Annotated in this window: 19 protein-coding genes and 2 pseudogenes; 11 read left to right on the top strand and 10 right to left on the bottom strand. The window is 64.7% G+C overall.

Going from position 1 to position 19,697, the window contains the following annotated elements; genetic code table 11:
* Nucleotides 1–48: 48 nt before the first annotated feature.
* Nucleotides 49–2,775, bottom strand: coding sequence for a [protein-PII] uridylyltransferase (locus AC1DZT_RS12850; RefSeq protein ID WP_478007405.1), 2,727 nt, complete (start codon nucleotides 2,773–2,775; stop codon nucleotides 49–51).
* A 61-nt stretch (nucleotides 2,776–2,836) separates the two neighbouring features.
* Nucleotides 2,837–4,015, bottom strand: a complete 1,179-nt coding sequence (locus AC1DZT_RS12845; RefSeq protein ID WP_478007036.1) for a penicillin-binding protein activator — start codon at nucleotides 4,013–4,015, stop codon at nucleotides 2,837–2,839.
* A gap of 168 nt (nucleotides 4,016–4,183) precedes the next feature.
* Between AC1DZT_RS12845 and rsmI the strand changes: the two genes are divergently transcribed.
* The 3 genes from rsmI (at nucleotide 4,184) to gshB (ending at nucleotide 6,458) form a co-directional block, all read left to right on the top strand.
* A complete protein-coding gene (gene rsmI, locus AC1DZT_RS12840; protein WP_478007035.1) occupies nucleotides 4,184–5,053 on the top strand; it encodes a 16S rRNA (cytidine(1402)-2'-O)-methyltransferase in 870 nt (289 codons plus the stop codon).
* A complete protein-coding gene (locus AC1DZT_RS12835) occupies nucleotides 5,050–5,439 on the top strand; it encodes a YraN family protein (protein ID WP_478007034.1) in 390 nt (129 codons plus the stop codon). The genes rsmI and AC1DZT_RS12835 overlap by 4 nt, the downstream gene beginning before the upstream one ends.
* 68 nt (nucleotides 5,440–5,507) lie before the next feature.
* Nucleotides 5,508–6,458 (top strand): glutathione synthase, encoded by a 951-nt coding sequence (gene gshB, locus AC1DZT_RS12830; RefSeq protein ID WP_478007033.1) that lies wholly within the window; start codon nucleotides 5,508–5,510, stop codon nucleotides 6,456–6,458.
* Nucleotides 6,459–6,464: 6 nt separating this feature from the next.
* Here gshB and AC1DZT_RS12825 read toward each other — a convergent pair.
* A pseudogene (locus tag AC1DZT_RS12825) lies at nucleotides 6,465–7,070 on the bottom strand (ATP-binding protein); the annotation flags it as partial.
* A gap of 432 nt (nucleotides 7,071–7,502) precedes the next feature.
* On the opposite strand from AC1DZT_RS12825, the gene AC1DZT_RS12820 reads away from it, so the two are divergent.
* A complete protein-coding gene (locus AC1DZT_RS12820; RefSeq protein WP_478007032.1) occupies nucleotides 7,503–7,949 on the top strand; it encodes a hypothetical protein in 447 nt (148 codons plus the stop codon).
* Nucleotides 7,950–8,275: 326 nt separating this feature from the next.
* Here AC1DZT_RS12820 and AC1DZT_RS12815 read toward each other — a convergent pair whose 3' ends face one another.
* The gene (locus tag AC1DZT_RS12815; protein WP_478007031.1) at nucleotides 8,276–8,557 is read right to left on the bottom strand and encodes a DUF6471 domain-containing protein; all 282 of its coding nucleotides are present in this window, start codon (nucleotides 8,555–8,557) and stop codon (nucleotides 8,276–8,278) included.
* Nucleotides 8,558–8,651: 94 nt separating this feature from the next.
* Here AC1DZT_RS12815 and AC1DZT_RS12810 point away from each other — a divergent pair, with 94 nt between their 5' ends.
* Nucleotides 8,652–9,611, top strand: coding sequence for an IS1595 family transposase (locus AC1DZT_RS12810; protein ID WP_478007030.1), 960 nt, complete (start codon nucleotides 8,652–8,654; stop codon nucleotides 9,609–9,611).
* A 254-nt stretch (nucleotides 9,612–9,865) separates the two neighbouring features.
* Here AC1DZT_RS12810 and AC1DZT_RS12805 read toward each other — a convergent pair whose 3' ends face one another.
* The 5 genes and pseudogenes from AC1DZT_RS12805 to cobU all read right to left on the bottom strand — a co-directional run bounded on the left by AC1DZT_RS12805 (nucleotide 9,866) and on the right by cobU (nucleotide 13,654).
* Nucleotides 9,866–10,471, bottom strand: coding sequence for a hypothetical protein (locus AC1DZT_RS12805; protein WP_478007029.1), 606 nt, complete (start codon nucleotides 10,469–10,471; stop codon nucleotides 9,866–9,868).
* A 97-nt stretch (nucleotides 10,472–10,568) separates the two neighbouring features.
* Complete coding sequence (locus tag AC1DZT_RS12800) at nucleotides 10,569–11,036, bottom strand: hypothetical protein (RefSeq protein ID WP_478007028.1); 468 nt, start codon at nucleotides 11,034–11,036, stop codon at nucleotides 10,569–10,571.
* Between the two features lie 61 nt (nucleotides 11,037–11,097).
* Nucleotides 11,098–12,003, bottom strand: a pseudogene (locus AC1DZT_RS12795) (YifB family Mg chelatase-like AAA ATPase); the annotation flags it as partial.
* Between the two features lie 144 nt (nucleotides 12,004–12,147).
* The gene (locus AC1DZT_RS12790; RefSeq protein ID WP_478007027.1) at nucleotides 12,148–13,014 is read right to left on the bottom strand and encodes a glutathione S-transferase N-terminal domain-containing protein; all 867 of its coding nucleotides are present in this window, start codon (nucleotides 13,012–13,014) and stop codon (nucleotides 12,148–12,150) included.
* A 73-nt stretch (nucleotides 13,015–13,087) separates the two neighbouring features.
* Nucleotides 13,088–13,654, bottom strand: a complete 567-nt coding sequence (cobU, locus tag AC1DZT_RS12785) for a bifunctional adenosylcobinamide kinase/adenosylcobinamide-phosphate guanylyltransferase (protein WP_478007026.1) — start codon at nucleotides 13,652–13,654, stop codon at nucleotides 13,088–13,090.
* An 82-nt stretch (nucleotides 13,655–13,736) separates the two neighbouring features.
* Between cobU and AC1DZT_RS12780 the strand changes: the two genes are divergently transcribed.
* The 5 genes from AC1DZT_RS12780 (at nucleotide 13,737) to AC1DZT_RS12760 (ending at nucleotide 18,256) form a co-directional block, all read left to right on the top strand.
* On the top strand, nucleotides 13,737–14,633 hold the full coding sequence (locus AC1DZT_RS12780) for an RNA polymerase factor sigma-32 (RefSeq protein ID WP_478007025.1): 897 nt from the start codon (nucleotides 13,737–13,739) through the stop codon (nucleotides 14,631–14,633).
* A 68-nt stretch (nucleotides 14,634–14,701) separates the two neighbouring features.
* A complete protein-coding gene (gene coaBC, locus AC1DZT_RS12775; RefSeq protein WP_478007024.1) occupies nucleotides 14,702–15,910 on the top strand; it encodes a bifunctional phosphopantothenoylcysteine decarboxylase/phosphopantothenate--cysteine ligase CoaBC in 1,209 nt (402 codons plus the stop codon).
* Complete coding sequence (dut, locus tag AC1DZT_RS12770) at nucleotides 15,903–16,376, top strand: dUTP diphosphatase (protein WP_478007023.1); 474 nt, start codon at nucleotides 15,903–15,905, stop codon at nucleotides 16,374–16,376. The genes coaBC and dut overlap by 8 nt, the downstream gene beginning before the upstream one ends.
* Nucleotides 16,373–17,428, top strand: coding sequence for a HesA/MoeB/ThiF family protein (locus tag AC1DZT_RS12765; protein WP_478007022.1), 1,056 nt, complete (start codon nucleotides 16,373–16,375; stop codon nucleotides 17,426–17,428). The genes dut and AC1DZT_RS12765 overlap by 4 nt, the downstream gene beginning before the upstream one ends.
* Nucleotides 17,429–17,560: 132 nt before the next feature.
* Nucleotides 17,561–18,256: a hypothetical protein gene (locus AC1DZT_RS12760; protein WP_478007021.1), complete on the top strand. Its 696-nt coding sequence runs from the start codon at nucleotides 17,561–17,563 to the stop codon at nucleotides 18,254–18,256.
* A 24-nt stretch (nucleotides 18,257–18,280) separates the two neighbouring features.
* On the opposite strand, the gene AC1DZT_RS12755 is transcribed toward AC1DZT_RS12760, so the two are convergent.
* Entirely contained in the window at nucleotides 18,281–19,075 is a 795-nt protein-coding gene (locus AC1DZT_RS12755) for a DODA-type extradiol aromatic ring-opening family dioxygenase (protein ID WP_478007020.1), read from the bottom strand.
* Nucleotides 19,076–19,233: 158 nt separating this feature from the next.
* Here AC1DZT_RS12755 and AC1DZT_RS12750 point away from each other — a divergent pair, with 158 nt between their 5' ends.
* On the top strand, nucleotides 19,234–19,635 hold the full coding sequence (locus tag AC1DZT_RS12750) for a DUF5071 domain-containing protein (RefSeq protein ID WP_478007019.1): 402 nt from the start codon (nucleotides 19,234–19,236) through the stop codon (nucleotides 19,633–19,635).
* Nucleotides 19,636–19,697: the final 62 nt, after the last annotated feature.

Genomic DNA, 19,697 nt, shown 5'->3' with positions numbered 1-19,697 from the left:
CCTGTTCTTTGCGTTTGGCCTCTGCGGGCCCCTGATCTCAGCCGGCTGTCATCCCTGCGCCCGCTCCGCCCCTTCGGCGATGGCCTGCCGCAGCCTCTTGTCGAGGCCCTCCTGGCGTTGCTTGGCGTAAAGTTTCAATCCGAACATGTCCTTGACGTAGAAGACATCGACGACCTGCGCCCCATAGGTCGCGATGACCGCCGAGGCGATGTAGATGTTATTGGCCGCAAGGGTCCGTGCCAGATCGTACAGCAGGCCCGGGCGGTCACGGGTGTCGACCTCGATGATCGTGTAGATCTCCGAGCCTTCATTGTCGAATGTCACATGGGTTGGGAAGCGGAACTGGCGTTCACGTTTCTTCATCTTGTCGCGATCAGCCAGCGCGGTGCGCGGCCGCACCTCGCCTTTCAGGGTCTTGTCGATCATGCCGCGCAGGCGGGGCAGGCGGCTGATCTCGTAAGGGTGGCCCTCGGAATCCTGGATCCAGAAGACGGCGGTCGCATAGCCGTCCTTCGAGGTATAGGTCCGCGCATCGACGACATTGGCGCCGACCAGCGCCAGCGCCCCGGCCAGACGCGAGAAGATGCCGGGGTGATCGACCAGCGCGAAACAGGCGCGGGTCGCGTCACGCTCGGGCTCGGGGCGCAGGTCGATGCGGATCTCGTCGTTCTTGAGGTCCAGAAGCTGGCGGGCAAAGACCTCCAGCGTGTCGGTGGTCAGGCCCTGCCAATAGGGGTCGTAATGCCGGTTGCTTTCGCGGGTGATCTGGGCCGTGGTAAAGTCGGTCAGGCGGGCCATCAGCGCGGCACGGCTTTCGCCGACCTGCTTTTCGCGGTTGAAGCTTTCCAGCCCGCCTTCCAGCGCCTCGGTCGTCTGGCCGTAAAGCTGGCGCAGCAGCATGGCCTTCCAGTTGTTCCAGGTGCCGGGGCCGACACCGCGAATGTCGCAGACCGTCAGCACGGTCAAAAGGTCCAGCCGCTTGCGGGTCTGCACCGCCTTGGCAAAGTCGCGTACCGTGCGCGGGTCGCCGATGTCGCGCTTCTGCGCCATGTCCGACATCAGAAGGTGATAGCGCACCAGCCATTCGACGGTCTCGGTCTCTTCCGCGGTCAGGCCCAGCCGCGGGCAGATCCGCCGCGCCAGCTGCGCCCCGATGATCGAGTGGTCCTCAGGCCTTCCCTTGCCGATGTCGTGGAGCAGGATCGCCACATAAAGCACCCGGCGGTTGACGCCCGATTTCAGGATGCCAGAAGCGATCGGCAGCTCTTCGATCAGCTCGCCCCGCTCGATCTGGGCAAGGCAAGAGATGCACTGGATGATATGCTCGTCCACCGTGTAGTGGTGGTAGACGTTGAACTGCATCATCGCGACGATGTTTTCGAACTCGGGCAGGAAGGCGGCCAGCACGCCAAGCTCGTTCATCCGGCGCAGGGCGCGTTCGGGGTTGCCGTGGTCCAGAAGCATCGACAGGAAGACCTTGGCGGCCTTGGGGTCGTCGCGGACGGAATCGTCGATCAGCGCAAGGTTCGAGGCGACCAGCCGCATCACATTGGGGTGCAGCTTGTGCCCGGTGCGCAGCGATTCCTCGAAGATCCGCAGCATGTTCAAAGGGTCAGAGAGAAAGCGCTTGGGATCGGTCACATCGATCCGGCCCAGCTCGATCCGGTAGCCCGGGCCCACCTTGCGGCGGTTGAGAAAGCCGATCAGCTTGGTGGCGGGCTTGACGTGGCGCGCCTCCAGCTCGGTCAGGAAGATGCGGGTCAGTTCGCCGACGCGCGTGGCGTGGCGGAAGTAATCCTGCATGAAATGCTCGACCGCGCGGCGCCCGCCGCTGTCGCGGTAGTTCATCCGCTCGGCCACCTCGACCTGAAGGTCGAAGTTCAGCTGATCGGTGGCGCGGCCGGTGATGTAATGCATGTGGCAGCGCGCCGCCCAAAGGAAGTTCTCGGCCCGGCGGAAGATGGCGAATTCCTCGGCCGTCAGCAGGCCCGCCGCCACCAGCCCCTCGGCCGAGGGCACGCGGTTGAGGTATTTGCCGATCCAGTAGAGGGTCTGCAGATCGCGCAGGCCCCCCTTCGCCTCTTTGACATTCGGCTCCAGCACATAGCGCTGGCCGCCCTGCCGCTTGTGACGGGCGGCGCGTTCGACCAGCTTGGCCTCGATGAACTCGCGCCCGGTGTTGCGGAAAAGCTCGGACCAGAGCTTGTCATCCAGTTCGCGCGCCAAGGCCAGATCGCCGGTGACATGGCGATGCTCCAGCAGGGCGGTGCGGATGGTGATATCCTCGCGCCCGAGGCGGATGCAGTCTTTGACGGTGCGGCTGGAATGGCCGACCTTCAGCTTCAGGTCCCACAGGATGTAGAGCAGGGTCTCGATCACGCTTTCGGCGCGGGCGGTGATCTTCCAGGGGTAAAGGAACAGCAGGTCCACATCCGAATGCGGCGCCATTTCCAGCCGCCCATAGCCGCCCACCGCCAGCACCGAAAGCCGTTCGGCATCGCTGGCCAGTTGCAGCGGATGCAGCGCCTGCGCCGCCTCGAAGGCCAGAAGGACCAGGCCGTCGGTCATCCGGGCCTGCGAATGGATCAGCGGCAGGGCGTTGCGCGGATCGGCGGTATAGGCCTTTTCCAGCCGCTCGTTGGCGGCGGCCTTGGCCTGCGACAGGACCGCCCCGACCGCGCTGCGCGCGGCGCGGGGCTCGTCCGAGGTGGTGGCGCAGGCCGCGAAGACCAGGGGCCGCAGCGCCGCAAGGTCGAGGATCGTCTCCGCGGGCATCAGCAGAAGCTCGGCGCGCGGCGTGCCAGGTTTGACCTGAGTTTGACCGGTCAAGCGCACCTCAGAACCCGGCACCGCCGAAGGCCCGCGGGGCGGGATCGATGATGGTGACTTGCTGGTTGACGATCTGCGCCACGGCCAGGCCGCGCTGGTTTGTGCCATTGCTGCGCAGGCGGAAGATGCCATTGGCCCCGGCGAAACCCGCGCCTTGCGTCAGGCCGGCAGGGTTCAGGCTGCCCGGTCCGCCCTGCTTGATCAGCGCGCCGATGGCGGCGATGCCGTCATAGGCGAGCCCGGCCGAGGAATGCGGCGCCGCGCCATAGGCGGTCTGGTAACGGGCCAGGAACTGCTGCGACGTGCCGGGGTCGGGCAGGGCAAACCAGCCGCCCTGAACGCCCGGTTGCGTCAGGTTGGCGGCCGGAATGTCCCAACGGGTCAGGCCGATATACTGCGTGCTGGCCGGGTTGATGCCATTCTCCATCAGAAGCTGGGTCAGAAGCGGCAGGCCCCCCGCGGTATTGGCGGTGAAGAAGATCGCATTGGCGCCCGAGGATTTCGCCGAGGCCGCCAGCTGCGGCACCGCCTGGACGATGCCGTTCTGGCTGAACTCATAGCTGCCCACGGCGGCGATCGTGCCGCCCGCGGCGGAGACGGCGCTCTGGATCGCGGCCTTGCCGACATCGCCGGCGGCGTTCTGGTCCGAGGCGATCATGATGCGGCTCAGCCCCTTGGAGACGGCATAGGAGGCGAGGCGCGCCGCGGTATTCTCATAGGTCGGCCCGAGGATGAAGACATTGCCCCCGGCAATCCCCGGGTTGTTGGAGAAGCTCAGCACATCCACCCCGCGCCCGGCCACGGCAGCGCCGGCCTTGTTGGTTTCCAGCGCATAGAAGGGGCCGAGGATGATCCTGGCGCCTTCATCCACGGCCTTGCTGGCCATGGCGGCGGCGGTGTCGGGGTTGGCGGCGGTCTGATAGACCCGCAGGTCGATCTTCACATTGCCCAGATCGGCAATCGCCATCCGCGCGGAATTTTCCAGACCTTGAGCGATCAGGTCATCGGTGGCCTCGCCCGACCCCGAGGGGACCAGCAGCGCCACCGCCACCGGCGCGCCGTCATAGGCGCCGGTCCCACCCGTGACCGCCGGAGCGGTATCGCAGGCCGACAAAAGGGCAAGGCCGCAAAAACCGGCCGCCAGACGAATAAGTGTTGCACGCGTGCGTGACAGAAAGGCAACCATCGAAAACTCCTGTGACCCCAACCCGGTCTGCGGGGCCAGGGTCCCGGGCATCTGCCCGATCTCCCCTCGCCCCTTGACCAGATGCAGAGTAAGCGGAACCTCAGATGAAGTAAACTTCGGCCGGTGGGCGGTTTGAAGACCAGGACAACGAAAGGCGGGACGCGGATCATGGGGAACTGGACGCCAAACCCGGGCAGCGTGGCCCCCGGCCTGCATTTCATCGCAACGCCGATCGGCGCCGCCCGCGACATCACCCTGCGCGCGCTCGACATTCTGGCCGGCGCCGATGTGCTGGCCGCCGAAGACACCCGCACCCTGCGCCACCTGATGGAGATCCACGGCGTGCCCTTGAACGGGCGGCAGGTCCTTGCCTATCACGACCACAACGGCGACCAGATGCGCCCCCGCCTGATCGAGGCGCTGAAGGCGGGCAAATCCGTGGCCTATGCCTCCGAAGCGGGCACGCCCCTGGTCGCCGACCCCGGTTTCCAGCTGGCCCGCGCCGCGATCGACGAAGGGTTGAAGGTCCTCGCCGCCCCCGGCCCCTCGGCGCTCCTCTGCGCGCTCAGCGTCTCCGGCCTGCCGACCGACCGCTTCCTGTTCGCCGGATTCCTGCCGCCCAAATCCGCAGCCCGCAAATCGGCCCTGAGGGACCTCGCCCAGGTGCCGGGATCGCTCGTATTTTACGAATCTCCCAGGCGCATCGAGGCCTGCCTTCGTGATATGATGGAAACACTTGGGGAACATCGCCAGGCCGCACTCTGCCGAGAACTGACCAAACGATTCGAAGAGGTCACGCGCGGGACTTTGGCCGAAGTGGCCGAAAGCGTGGCGGGGCGCGATCTCAAGGGCGAAATCGTGATGGTGGTGGACCGGGCCGAACCGGTCGCGGCGGATGCCGATACCGTGGAGCAGGCTTTGAAATTGGCGCTTGAAACCCAGTCCAGCAAGGATGCCGCCACCCAGGTGGCCGAGGCTTTCGGATTGCCGCGAAGGGAGGTCTATCAACTGGCCCTCTCGCTCGAGGGGCGCAAATGAGGGCGGGGGGCAAGCGCGCTTCGGCTTCTGCGCAGCGCGGGGAGATCGCCTATCATGCGGGGCTGGCCGCCGAGGATCAGGTCAGCCAGATCTACGACCGCTCCGGCCGCCCGGTGATTGCCCGCCGCTGGCGCGGCAGCATCGGCGAAATCGACCTCATCGCCCGCGAAGGCGACCGCGTCGTCTTCATCGAGGTCAAGAAAAGCAGCAGCCACGCGCTTGCCGCTGAACATCTGACCTGGGGGCAAATGCAGCGGATCATGGCGACCGCTTCGGAATTTGTTGGCGGCGAGCCGAATGGCCAGAACACCGAGATGCGCTTTGACGTGGCGCTGGTCGATGCGATGGGGCGGATCGAAATCATCGAGAATGCTTTGGCGGCGTGAGCTGCGCCTGATCAATTGCATCCGGCGCGCGGCTGGGTCATCAAGGGGGCCAGATCAAGGAGATGGTCATGGCTCTGAAAGTTGCCCTGCAGATGGACCCGATCGGGTCCGTGAACATCAACGGAGACAGCACCTTCCGCATTGCGCTTGAAGCGCAGGCGCGCGGGCATGAGCTGTTTTTCTACACGCCCGACCGTCTGGCCTTTGTCGAGGGCCGTGTCACCGCGCGCGGCTTCCCGATCACGCTGCGGCGCGAGATCGGCAATCATGTGAGCTATGGCGATGAGGTCGAGGTCGATCTCGCCGATTACGACGTGGTCTGGCTGCGCCAGGACCCGCCCTTCGACATGGGCTATATCACCACGACCCATCTTCTGGACATGATCCATCCCAAGACGCTTGTGGTAAACGATCCTTTCTGGGTTCGGAACTGCCCCGAAAAGCTGCTTGTCTTGCAGTTTCCCGACCTCATCCCGCCCACCGCCATCGCCCGTGACCTGGCGACGATCCGCGCCTTCAAGGCCCGGCACGGCGACATCATCCTCAAGCCGCTTTACGGCAACGGCGGCGCCGGCGTCTTCCGCCTTGACCCGAGCGACCGCAACCTCTCCAGCCTCTTCGAGCTTTTCACCTCGATGAGCCGCGAGCCCTTGATCGTGCAGAAGTTCCTGCCCGACGTTTCCAAGGGCGACAAGCGGATCATCCTCGTCGACGGCGAGCCCGTCGGCGCCATCAACCGCGTGCCCCAGGCCGGCGAGACCCGCTCCAACATGCATGTCGGCGGGCGGCCGGAAAAGATCGGCCTCACCCCGCGCGATCTGGAAATTTGCGCTGCCATCGGCCCGACCCTGCGCGAGAAGGGCCAAGTTTTCGTCGGTATCGACGTGATCGGCGATTACCTGACCGAGATCAACGTGACCTCGCCCACCGGCATCCAGGAGATGGACCGTTTCGATGGCACCAATGTTTCCGCCCGGATCTGGGAGGTCATCGAGGCCAAGATCGCCGCCCGGGGCTGAACCGCCTCAGCCCTTGCTCAGCGTCAGCCGGTAGCTGACCGCTTCGGCCACATGCGGGCGGCGCAGGTCGCGCTCGCCCGCAAGGTCGGCAATGGTGCGCGCGACCCGCAGCACGCGGTGATAGCCGCGCGCCGTCAGACCAAAGCGCTCGGCAACCCGGGCCAGCAGGTCGCGGCTTTCGGCATCCGGGGCGGCGATCTCCTCCAGCAGGCCGCCCTCGGCCTCGGCATTGACCCGCACGCCGGGCTGGTCGCGAAACCGCGCCGTCTGCACGCCCCGCGCCCTGGCCACCCGGGCGGCGACCTCGGCCGAGGTATCGCCAGAGGCCGGCAGGTCGAGGTCGGCATGGGCCACCGGCGGCACCTCGATCCGCAGATCAAATCGGTCCATCAAGGGGCCCGAAATCCGGCCGAGGTAATCCTCGCCGCACTGAGGCACCCGGGCGCAGGCCTGCGCCGGATCGGTCATATAGCCGCATTTGCAAGGGTTCGCCGCCGCGATCAGCAGAAAGCGGCAGGGATAGCGGATATGGGCATTGGCCCGGGCCACCACGATCTCGCCCGTCTCGATCGGCTGGCGCAGGGTCTCCAGCACGGGGCGGGGAAACTCCGGCATTATGGAGCAAACTCACCAAATATGGTTATAACTTTGGCCGGAGCGGCTTCCTTCTGCTCCTCCTGCACGCGACGCGCCTTCTTGAGTGCCTCAAGGAGCGCGCGCGTCGTGACGCGGTGTATCTCTACGGTGGTGTCTGGGTCTGTTGGCATGATGGCCTCCTATGGGGAGAGAGGATAACCTAGACTGGTTAACAGAAGGTTAACTCGGCTGGCTTAGCCAAGAGGGGATCTTTCGTGTGGCCCAAAGCGCGCGGCGTATCCATAAGGTGACGCCAGGGCTGGCCTGGAAGGCGGTAGAGGTGATGGCGAGAAGGACCACATGCGGCGGTAGTGTGGCGGCTAGGGCAGACATTTTTGAGGTGTAGACTCACGCGCTGTGGCCCTCATAATCAGCACCTCTTTAACCATGATTCGTGGAGGCGGCACTTTGGCTGTAACTTTGGATGGAAACTGGATTAACGTTCAGCCCGGCGATCCAGAATTTCTATTGATGTCAAATCATTGCGACTATTTTGAGATAGGGGAAAAGGGCGGAAATGATATTTGGCTAGAAGGGATAATCGTGGATGGCGAACACATATTTAATGGTCGGATCTACCTACACGACAAAGGCATGGGAACCATAGTTGACACTTTTCCAAAAGGCCCGACACCGACTGGATGGACCAAACGCCCTCGCCTTGATAGCGAGGGATATGAATTGCTTGATAGCAGAGGTGAAGTGGTCTTTTCCTATAAAGTAAATGGCAAGTCCTGTACGGTTGAGGTGAACCTATACAGCGCAGATGGAACTATCGCAGCCCACGGCGGGCAAGGCGGGTTTGTCGCCCATGTTCCCGTTATGATCGGGCGCGGAGGGATACGGATCGGATAGCATTGCCATCACTGCTTTGGAGAATTGATCGTCCTTAGTGAACACCTGGTTTCCGGTAAATCCTTGGAGTTCGTCCGCACTCATCTGGACTGGCGTGTCGCCAATGATGATTATTGCGTCTCGCACGATCATGATAATCTCTCCTGGGGTATCTAGTTACCTCACACTACAGGATGGCGTGGGGTAAATCAATACCTCACGCCATCTTCTTCCGGTATCCCTTCTTGGCGCGGCTAACTGGGCCACGCATCGCGTTCTCGGCTAACTACGCAGTTCGGTTAGCCTACTGGTGCAGGTACTTTGGCTTGGCATGGTGGTGCTGGCCATCAATCAATAAGAGGATCAGTCCTGATAGCCTCCATGCACATCAGATAGAACGCGGCGCTGAACCCGCCACGGCTTATCTTGTTCGCGACACCGCCCCGGCTCATGGCAACGCCTATCCCCTTAAGGCGGTCGGTCAGTTCGGCGACAGTCAACCCCCTCGCGTCCATCGCCTCACGCAGCAGGCGCTTGGCACGCTCCTCATAGTCAACGTTTATCGGGTCGTCCTTGCGGGCGGTCGGGGTCGGCGGCGCGGGTCGATGCGTCTTGTCGATCATATTCATGGGCGGCTCCAAAATAACCGGATATGGTGAATATAGACCTTGACTGCTACGTTGTCCAATGGCATATCAGTATAACCATATAAGGTTATACGCCATGTCGCAACACTTCCTCCTGTCGCCCGCCGCCAAGACCCTTTCGCTGGTCAAGGTCATGCGTATGTCGGATGAGGAAGCCCGCGCTGCGTTCCGAAAAATCCGCTGGGCCGAAACCGATGGCGAACCTGTTTGCCCGGAATGCGGCTCGTGCGATTCCTATGACCTGAAAACCCGCCCTGTTTACAAGTGCAAGGACTGCTATAAGCAGTTCAGCATCACGAGTGGCTGCACCTTCGCCAGCCGTAAGTTGGCGATCCGCGACTATCTTGCAGCCATCGCCATCTTCGTGAACGGGGCCAAGGGCTACAGCGCCCTGCAACTGTCCCGTGATCTTGCAATCGATTACAAGACTGCCTTCATTCTCCTGCATAAGGTCCGCGAAGCAATAGAGTTGGCCCGTGAAGATGGCGCTCTGTCGGGTAATGTCGAAGTTGATGGCGCTTATTTTGGCGGCTATGTGAAGCCTGCTAATGAAGTGGCAGACCGGAAGGACCGCCGCTTGAAGCGGAACCAGTCCGGCAAGCGCCAAGTTGTGCTGGTGATCCGAGAAACCAATGGCCGCACCGTTACCTCCGTAGGCAAGTCAGAGGCCGAAGGCGTCGCACTGGTCCGCGCCAATGTGGCCCCCGGCACCACCGTTCACGCGGATCAGGCTGCGCACTGGGACAAGCTGGCCGCTCACTTCCCGATAAAGCGTATCAACCATGACGTGGCCTATTCCAAGGATGGCGCTTGCACCAACATGGCGGAAAGCTTCTTCTCTCGCCTGCGCCGCGCTGAAATCGGCACCCACCATCATATCGCCGGGGAGTATCTTGGGGCCTATGCCGCTGAAATGGCATGGCGTGAGGATGCCAACCGCGTTTCTAATGGCACTCAGTTTGCGATGTTGGTTGCTGCTACTGCCGCCGCTCCGAAGTCGGCGGCTTGGTGCGGCTACTGGCAGCGCCGCGCTTAACTAACACGGCGATAAGCCCAACAAGCAGCTAGATTTTCTGCTAACTTCCTTAACGCGCTGGATTCCCACATGGATTCCTTGACAGTCTAGGCCATTTAACATAAAAACAAGGGGCGGGGCTTTTCGCCCCGCCCGTTTTCTCATAATATGAGAAGGGGCGACGTGGTTGATGAGGCCACCCACCCGACAGGATACGGACGCATCCTGGCTACCTCCTTCCCCGGCAACTACCAGTGCCGGTCTGGCCCCATGGGTTAGGGAAACAAGCTGCGCGGAGGCCCATCCTCGTTCCGCGCAGGCTGTTCAGAGGAAGCGCTAACTTCCTCAGCGTCTGGGCCGCCCTCGGGTGGCCCATTCTCATTTGGGACATCCGCGCCGATAAGCGCCATCCCTTGTTCAGTAATCGAAAATTTCCCGGCCTCCACGCGAGTAAACAACCCGCTGTCTACGGCCTTCATCATTTGGGCGCGCAGGCTTCCAATGCTGCTATTGTTGCCTTGGCGGGCAGCTGCGCTCACTACATCATCATAACTATATGGTTCAACCGCGTTGTTAAACATGTCGCGGAATACTGCGACCCACTTGCCAGTGAAAGAAACGGGCAACCCGGGGGGCGGAAAGTTGGTCCGTTTCACGATACCGCCGTGCCTAATAGTGGGGGCAGAAGCCGAAGGAGGCGTAGCACTATAGGGGGCTGGGTCAGATGCGCTAACAGCTGCAAGCGCTGCCTCGAATGCTTCGATCTCAATCTCTGCCCGCTCGGCTTCGCGTTTTGCCTTTTCAACCATGAACAATGCGGCGTCGCGTTTCCGCTTCGCCACATCGAGAAGCCCCCCGATGATGTGTGCGCTGGTATCCATGGCCCGACCTGTAGTTTGATTCGTTGCCCCGATACTACCGCAGGCATAGCGCGCGCACAAGCGCCGCGCATATGCTGTCCGGTCAACATTATAAATGTTAGTTTTTGAGGCGCCAAAGCTTGTACGGCCCGTTCATGTCGTGATCCGTTGTCCAGCCGGTGTCCTCGATCAAGCCCTGCTCAACGCACGACTTTATGCAGGCCCCGATACGCTTGCGCAGCGTGTTAAGCGTTGCCTCATCAGCCGCCAGCCCGCGATCTGCCGCCCATAGTTCGGTGATCTGGCGCGATGTGATCGGGGCGGTAGCCTCACGGAAGCAGCCCAACACAAATGCCTTCACGCTGCCTTTGGCGGCGCGGTGCTTGGTGACATATTCTTTTATGGCGTAGGTATCTGCCTGCGGGTCAAACAGCCGGATAGCCGCGTCCAGGTGGTCTATGTCCACGGTCAGTTTCTTGATCTCGCTCTTGTACTTCTCCCGCAAAGCGTTGAGTTCCGCGTGTTTGGCGACAAGGCCAGACACGGTGTTGGGGCGGTCATATTTGGGGGTGTTTGTGCTCATCATGAGCGGGATCATATATAACCATATGCGGTTAGTCTATAACCATATTTGGTGAGTTTGCTCCATAATGCCGGAGAAACAACACGCCGTTATGCGCAAGGCTCACCTCCCCCGGCTTGGCCCCCTTGCCGCCGCCAACGATCGCCGCCATCGAGGCGGTGTGATGCGGCTCGCGAAAGGGCCGCGCCCGGTTGATGCCGCCTTCCGACAAGAGCCCGGCCAGCGAATGGACCATCGAGGTCTCCAGCGCCTCGATCGCCGACAAGGGCGGCAAGATGCCCGCCATCCGCGCCGCCAGCATCGACTTGCCCGATCCCGGCGAGCCCACCATCAGCATGTGATGACGGCCGGCCGCGGCAATCTCCAGCGCCCGCTTGGCGCGCTCCTGACCCTTCACGTCGCGCAGATCCCGCCCGGCAGGCGGGCTCAACACCTCGCCCGCCTCGGCCACCGGCAGGGACTGGCGCCCGGTGAAATGTGCGACCACTTCGCTCAGCGCCGCGGCCGACAGGACCTGCGCCGCGCCGACCCAGGCCGCCTCCGCCCCGCAGGCCCTCGGGCACAGCAGGGATTTGCCCGCCTCGGCCGCCGCCATCGCCGCGGGCAGGGCGCCGAGGACCGGCATCACCCGCCCGTCCAGCGACAATTCCCCCAGCGTAACAAAGGCTTCGACCTCTTCCTTCGGGATGATCTCGATCGCCGCCAGCACCGCCAGCGCGATCGGCAGGTCGAAATGCGAGCCCTCCTTGGGCAGATCCGCCGGTGACAGGTTCACCATGATCCGCTTGGAGGGCAGCGCAATCGCCATCGCGTTCAGCGCCGCCTTGACCCTTTCGCGCGCCTCCGACACCGCCTTGTCAGCCAGCCCGACCACGCCGAAATAGGGCATCCCCGGCGCCACCGCACATTGCACCTCGACCAGTCGGGCATCGATCCCCTCAAAGGCCACCGTAAAGGCCCGCGCCACCATTCCCGACCTCCGTTTACCTCGGTTAACGGTTAGCCGCTGTTGGTTACTGAAAGGTAAACCCGCCCGAAAATCCCCCCCGGCCCCCCCTTCATCGGTCCGCAAATATCCCACGGGGGTGCAGGGGGTGTGAAACCCCCTGCGGCTTCAGGCCTCCATCAGCGCCACGAAGGCAGGCCAGGCCTCGGGGTCGGCCACGGTCTTGTCGCGGCAGAAGGCGTTGCAGAAGCCATAGCGCCGGCCGTCCAGTTCCAGCACATGGGTCACGGGCTTGCCGGAATAGGGGCAGGCGGCGTTGAGCGCCTCCGTCCCCGCAACCGCCCGCGCGGCCAGGGGGCGCGGGCCGGGCCAGGCGCGGGTCGGCCAGTCGCGGGCGTAGAAATCCTGATCTGCACCATCGACCAGCCCCATCGCGCGCCAGCGCCGGAAGGAATTATGCGCCAGATGCGCCTGCACATAGTCCATCGCCGCAGCCGGGACCGGCAGGTTGTACCCGGCAATCCGCGCCGCCACCGGGGCGAAGAAGGCATCCGCTGCGGAATAGGCACCGGCAAGCCAGGTCCCGCCGGTCTGCTGCCGCGCCCAGGCCCAGATCGTCTCCAGCCGCGCCAGATCGGCCAGCACCGGTTCGGGCGGGGCGCAATCCTGGTAAGAGACGCGCAGGTTCATCGGGCAATGGTTGCGCAGGGCCGAGAAGCCGGCATGCATCTCGGCGGCCAGAACCCGGGCCACGGCCCGCGCCTTGGGGTCCGCGGGCCAGATCCCGGCCTCGGGATGGCGGCTGGCAAGCTCCTCGGCAATCGCGATGGTCTCGGGCACCACGACCCCATCAGGCGTGCGCATCGTCGGCGCGGTCCGGGCGGGGAAATACCCTTCCAGCATCCGCGGCAGTTCATCGGTGTAAAGCCGGGCCAGTTGGGTCTTCACTGGAATGCCGAAGGCATCGAACAGAAGCCAGCCGCGCAGGGACCAGCTGGAATAGCCACGGTCGCCGATCACAAGATCATAGGTCATCATCATCCCCTTTTGCCGCCAAGGCTAAAGGCGCCAGCCGTCGCGGCAAAGCGGTGATTTGTGGCTCGACCTATCACAGATCGTGATGAAAACCCGCGGGCAGCTGGCCCTTCAACACCATGGGCAGCCCCGCCATCACCCCCAGCACCAGTCCTGCCACCCCGGCGATCTGCTGGTTCAGCTTGCCCTGATGGTCGCGAAAGGCCCGGGCGAGGGCGTTCTCCGGCACGATCCCCCAGCCCACCTCGTTCGACACCACCACGACCGGCGCCGCAGACGCCATCAGCGCCGCCAGCAGGGCCGCAGATTCCGCCGCCACATCCGCCTCGGCCAGCAGGACATTGGTCAGCCACAGCGTCGCGCAATCGAGGAGGACCACATCCGTCGCAGGCAGGCCGGCCAGAACCCCGGCCACCGCGCGCGGCGCCTCATGGGTCACCCAATCCTGTCCGCGGTCCTCCCGATGCGCCGCGATCCGGGCGCGCATCTCGTCATCCCAGGCCTCGGCGGTGGCGATATAGTGCCGCCGCAGGCCGGTTCCCGTCACCAGACGCTCGGCCAGACGCGACTTGCCCGAACGCGCCCCGCCGACGACGAGGGTTAATTTCGGCAAAATCCAAGATTCTTGGGATCCAATCATGGTCCGGCTGCGTATCAGATGCAGACAGCGCAATCAAACGTCCCGTTTCCCCCGCGCGACCCCAGCGCCAAAGGAGGATGCCATGGCTCTCGACCACGTTTCCGACCCCAGTCTGGCGGCTGACCGCAGGCTTTCGGCCCGCGCCCGCTCTGCCGCATTGCTGAGCGCCGAGGAAGAGACCATGCTCGCCCGCGCTTGGCGCGACAGGGCCGACAAGGCGGCGCTGGACCGGCTGATCACCTCCTACATGCGGCTGGCCATGTCGATGGCGGCCAAGTTCCGCCGCTATGGCGCCTCGATGCCGGACCTGACGCAAGAGGCGGCGATGGGGCTGATGAAAGCGGCCGAGAAATTCGACCCCGATCGCGGCGTGCGCTTTTCGACCTATGCGATGTTCTGGATCAAGGCCCAGCTGCAGGATTACGTCATGCGCAACTGGTCGATGGTGCGGACCGGCTCGACCACCGCGCAGAAATCGCTGTTCTTCAACATGCGCCGGGTCGAGGCGCGGCTGATGCGCGAGGCGGCGGGGCAGGGTTCGGCGCTGGAGGGTGCGGCGCTGCGCGCGGCCGTCGCGGTCGAACTCGGGGTCTCGCTGCAGGATGTCGCGATGATGGAGGGGCGTCTGGCCGGCAGCGACGCCTCGCTGAACGCGACCCAGGCCGCCGATGAAGAGGGCCGCGCCTGGATCGACAGCCTCGAGGATGACCGCGCCCAGGCCGCCGAGCTTTTCGCCCAGGCCCATGACCGCGTCGTCCTGCGCCACCACCTCGCCTCGGCGCTGCAAAGCCTGACCCCGCGAGAGCGGCTGATCGTGCGCGAACGCCAGATGGTCGAAGCGCCACGCACGCTGGAATCGCTCGGGGCCGAGCTGAACCTGTCGAAAGAGCGGATCCGCCAGCTGGAAAGCGCGGCCTTCGCCAAGCTGCGCCGCTGCCTTGAGGCGCAGGGCGCCGGGCCCTCGACCTTTCTCGCCTGAGGCCGCGCGCTCTACCGCTTGAGTTCGCCCGCAGCGCCCCCTACCTTGGGCCCATCCAAGGGGGCACCATGCTGTCACAGCGTCGCATTCTTCTGATCATCGGCGGCGGCATCGCGGCCTATAAATCCCTGTTGCTGATCAGGCTGTTGCGCGGGGCAGGGGCCGCGGTGACCCCGGTCCTGACGAAGGCCGGGGCCGAGTTCGTCACCCCGCTTTCGGTGGGCGCCCTGGCTGGCGAGAAGGTGCATTCCGCCCTCTTCGATCTGACCGCCGAGGCCGAAATGGGCCATATCGAACTGTCGCGCAGCGCCGATCTGATCGTGGTGGCCCCCGCCACCGCCGATCTCATGGCGCGGATGGTGACGGGGCAGGCCAATGACCTCGCCGCGACCCTGCTTCTGGCCACCGACACGCCGGTCCTGCTGGCCCCCGCGATGAATGTGCGGATGTGGCAGCATGCCGCGACCCAGCGCAACCTCGCGACGCTGCGCGCCGATGGCATCCGTTTTGTCGGCCCTGATGAGGGCGAGATGGCCTGTGGCGAGTTCGGCCCCGGGCGGATGGCCGAACCCGAGGCGATCTTCGCCGCGATCAAGGCCGCCTTTGCCGATGGGCCGCTGACCGGGCGGCATGTGCTGGTGACCTCCGGCCCGACCCACGAACCCATTGATCCGGTGCGTTATATCGCCAACCGCAGCTCGGGCGCGCAGGGCACGGCGCTGGCCGCCGCCCTGCGCGATCTGGGCGCGCGGGTGACCTTTGTCACCGGCCCGGCTTCGGTCCCGCCGCCCGAGGGGGTGGCGCTGCGCCGGGTCGAGACGGCGGCAGAGATGCTGGCGGCGGTCAAGGCCGCGCTGCCCGCCGATGCCGCGGTCTTTGCCGCTGCCGTGGCCGATTGGCGCGTGGCCAATGCCGCGCCCTCGAAGATGAAGAAGGATGGCTCGGGCCAGCCGCCTGCGCTGCAATTCGCGGAAAACCCCGACATTCTGGCGACTGTCTCCAAGGGCGCGCAACGGCCTCGTCTTGTCGTGGGCTTTGCCGCCGAGACGGATGATGTGATCGCCCATGCCCGCGCCAAGCGGCTGCGCAAGGGCTGTGACTGGATCGTCGCCAATGACGTCTCTCCCGCCACCGGCATCATGGGCGGGGTCGAGAATGCCGTGACCCTGATCCGCGCCGATGGCGAGGAGGCCTGGCCGAGAATGGCCAAGGACGAGGTGGCCCGCAAACTGGCGACGAGGATCGCCGAGGCGCTGAAAGATGAAGAGAATGAATGACTTGCCCGTGATCAAGGTGCTGTGGGAAGACTGGGCCGACCAAAGCCTTTCCCTGCCGCGTTACGAGACGCCCGGATCGGCGGGGGCCGATCTGCGCGCCAATCTGCGCCCCGAGGACCGCGCCACCGGCTTCACCCTCGACCCGATGCGCCGGACCATCGTGCCGACCGGGATCAGGGTTGAAATCCCGATGGGGTACGAGATGCAGATCCGGCCCCGCTCCGGCCTTGCGGTGAAACATGGCATCAGCCTGCCCAACACCCCCGGCACCATCGACAGCGACTATCGCGGGCCGCTGGGCGTGGCGCTGATCAACCTCGGGACCGAGCCCTACACGATCCAGCATGGCGACCGGATTGCCCAGGCGGTGATCGCCCCGGTCCTGCAGGCGCGCTATGAAGTCGTTGATCTTCTGGGAGAAACCGAACGCGGCGAAGGCGGTTTCGGGTCGACGGGGCGCGGATGACGCTGGTCCTGCTTCTCTGCCTTGGCCTTTGGGTGCTGGGCTGGCTGTTCGACACCAAGCCCCGGGTGCGGCTGATCGCGATCGGGGCTTTGTGGCTGGCCTGCGGCCTCGGCCTTGCCGTCCTGCCCGAGGCGCAGGGCCTGCGCCAGGTCCTCGGCGGTGATCTGCGGGTCTGGACCTCGCTCAGCCTGCTTGGGGCTTGCGGGGCGGGGTATTTCTGGCTGTTGCAGCGGGTCAAGGCCCGGGCCAGGCCGCCCGTGGCCGCGCCGCCCGCGCCGCAACCCGTTCTCGCCAAAGGAAAATTCACCGAAGCCGAGCTGGACCGCTACGCCCGCCACATCATGCTGCGCGAGATCGGCGGGCCGGGGCAGAAGGCCCTGAAGGCGGCCAAGGTGCTGGTGATCGGGGCGGGAGGCCTGGGTTCGCCAGCACTTCTGTATCTGGCCGCGGCGGGGGTGGGCACGATTGGCGTGGTGGATGACGACGTGGTGGATGCAAGCAACCTGCAACGCCAGATCATCCATAAGGATCAAGGCATTGGCCTGTCCAAGGTCCAGTCGGCGGCTGCGGCGATCACGGCGCTCAACCCCTTTGTCATCGTGCAGCCCTTCCAGCTTCGTCTGACGGCGGAGAACGCGGGTCTCCTCGCCGATTTCGACCTGATCCTCGATGGGTCGGATAATTTCGACACCCGCTATCTGGTGAATCGCGAGGCCGCCCTGCGCCGCAAGCCCTTGATTTCCGGCGCAATCACCCAGTGGGAGGGGCAGTTGTCCCTCTTCGACCCGGCCCATGGCACGCCTTGTTACGAATGCGTCTTTGCCGACCGCCCGGCCCCCGGCATGGTGCCGACCTGTGCCGAGGCGGGGGTGGCGGCGCCCTTGCCCGGCGTCATCGGCGCCATGATGGCGATGGAGGCGGTCAAGCACATCACCGGCGCTGGCCAGACCCTGCGCGGGCGGCTTCTGATCCATGACGCGCTTTATGCCGAGACACGGGTGATCGAGATCACCCGCCGCGCAGATTGCCCGGTCTGCGGCGCAAACCATTGAGCGCGCGGGCTTAACCGGTCCGGAAAACTTGAAACACTCGTCTTGAACCGGTCTTCTTTCTGTCTTCCTTGCGTCTCTACGCGCGGCGATACAGGCCTCTGTTAACCTTGTGCTGCGACCCGGGATGCGACGATGAAGATTGACCTGGACGACCCGCTCTGGAACAGGCTTTACGCCCCGCATGGCCTGGCCGAGGTGGCAGGCCCCCTCGCCGCCCTGACCGAGTGCTGGGATGACGCCACGGCGCAGGACCTCTTCTGGGAAAAGCTGCACCATCAGGGCGACCTCTGTCCCGTCACCTATGCCGCCTTGCCCTGGCTCTGGGATCTGGCCGATCTGCCCGAAGCGCGGGCGGCGGTGCTGGGGTTTCTCGCCTGGGTGATCCACTGCGCCTTTCGCCCCGAAGAGATGGCCGGCAAGCGCGAGGCGGGCGAGCGGTTCCGTGGCCTCTCGCTCGACCTTTCGGTGCATCGGCAGGCCGGCCTGCCCGAGGGGCAGGGGCTGACGGCAGAGGATATGGCGGTGCTGGCGGCGCTCGACGGCTGGTTTGACACCCATGCCCTGGCCATGGCCAATGCGGCGGCGCGGGCGATCGACGGGCCTGACCCTGCCTTGGCGGCGCATCTGCTTCTGGGGCTCGCCACGCTGAACAAGGGCCATGGGCTGGCGGATGCGATCGAGGGTTTCGCCGATGGCTGCCCGCCCGAAGACCTCAGCGATCCGGCCGAGGACCCGCCCGGCCTTGCCCTGCGGCTGGCCTTCTACGCCCGGCCCTGCGCGCCGCTGGCGCATTTCCTGGCGTCAAGGGCCGCAGCGCAGGCCGCATAGGATGGGCAATCTGCCCATCTTCCCTTACCCGAACCGGTAGCTGGAGGCCGTCACCCCGCCAAAGACATTGGTGTCGTGATAGACCCGCGTCGCAACCTCGCCCTCGGCCGCACCAAGCGCCGTGAAGAGGGGGACGAGGTGATCCTCCTGCGCATGGCAGACCCTGGCATAGGGGGCCTTCTCCCACTGCATCAGCGCCTCGGTTCGGGCGGCGGGGGTGTCGTTCAGCGTCTCGTCCAGCCAGGCATCGAAGGCGGCGGAAGGCTCCTTGGCGCCCGGCCCGAACAGCCGCAGGTTATGGTAGGACAAGCCCGACCCGACGATCAGCACGCCTTCGTCGCGCAAGGGCGCCAGCGCCCGGCCCAGCGCGAAATGCGCCGCCGGATCATAGCCGTGCTGCAGCGAGACCTGATAGATCGGCACCTCGGCCTTGGGATACATCACATAGGCCGGCGCGAAGGTGCCATGGTCAAAGCCGCGCTTGGCATCGAGGCTGACCGGCAGGCCCGCGCCCTTGATCAGATCCGCCGTCCGCAGCGCAATCTCCGGCGCGCCGGGGGCGGGATAGACGATCTTGTAGGTCTCGGGCGGGAAGCCACCGTAATCATAGATCATCCCCGGCGCGGGCGAGGTCATGACGGCAAAGCTCTCCGCCTCCCAATGGCCGGAGACCATGCAGATGGCCTTGGGCACCACACCGATTTCAGCGGGCATCCGGGCGAGGGAAAGCTCCAGCGAATGCAGCATCTGGCGCATGTTGGGGATCCAGGGCCAGGGCCCGCCGCCGTGCGAGATGAAATAGGTGGGAAGACGTGCCATGGGTGCCTCCTGTCATGCCGTAACGTCAGGATGCGCCCCGGTGCGACCCTGCGCAAGGTGCAGGGATGCAAGCGTGATGTGCAGCGGTGCAGAGGGCTTGCGTGCGCCTGCGCTGCGAGGAATAGTCGGCCAAAGCTTCGTGACAGGGAGGTCAGGGATTGGACATTGCCAATTGCATCCCACGCGACAAGCACGATCTGGCTACGGTGGCGCGGGCGGAAACGGTGGGGTTTCCGGCGCTTGACCCGGCTCTGGCTTCCCTGCTCTCGTGGGTTCAGGACATGAACTGGCCGGTGGCGGAGCCGATGGTGCGGCTGCTCCGCAAGGCCGGGCCCGCGATCGTGCCGCATCTTCAGGCGGTCTTGCGGACCGAAGATGACATGTGGAAGCATTGGGTGATGGCGGAATTGGTGGCGGCTTTGCCCTCCGCCAGCTTTGAAGTGCTTCGGCCCGAGATCGCGCGCATCGCGACCGATCCATCGCGCGGTGAAATGGCCGCCGGAACGCCGGACCTTGCCAGGACGCTGCTGGATCGGCGCGGGATCACCCCGGCCCGCTGAAGCGCCTCTTGCTCCCGCCGGGCAGAAAGGCTCTAGTTCCGCATCACTTCGTGACAGGGAGT

Source organism: Rhodobacter sp. P1_C2 (assembly GCF_056406375.1).
This window is presented reverse-complemented; position numbering and strand designations above follow the sequence as displayed.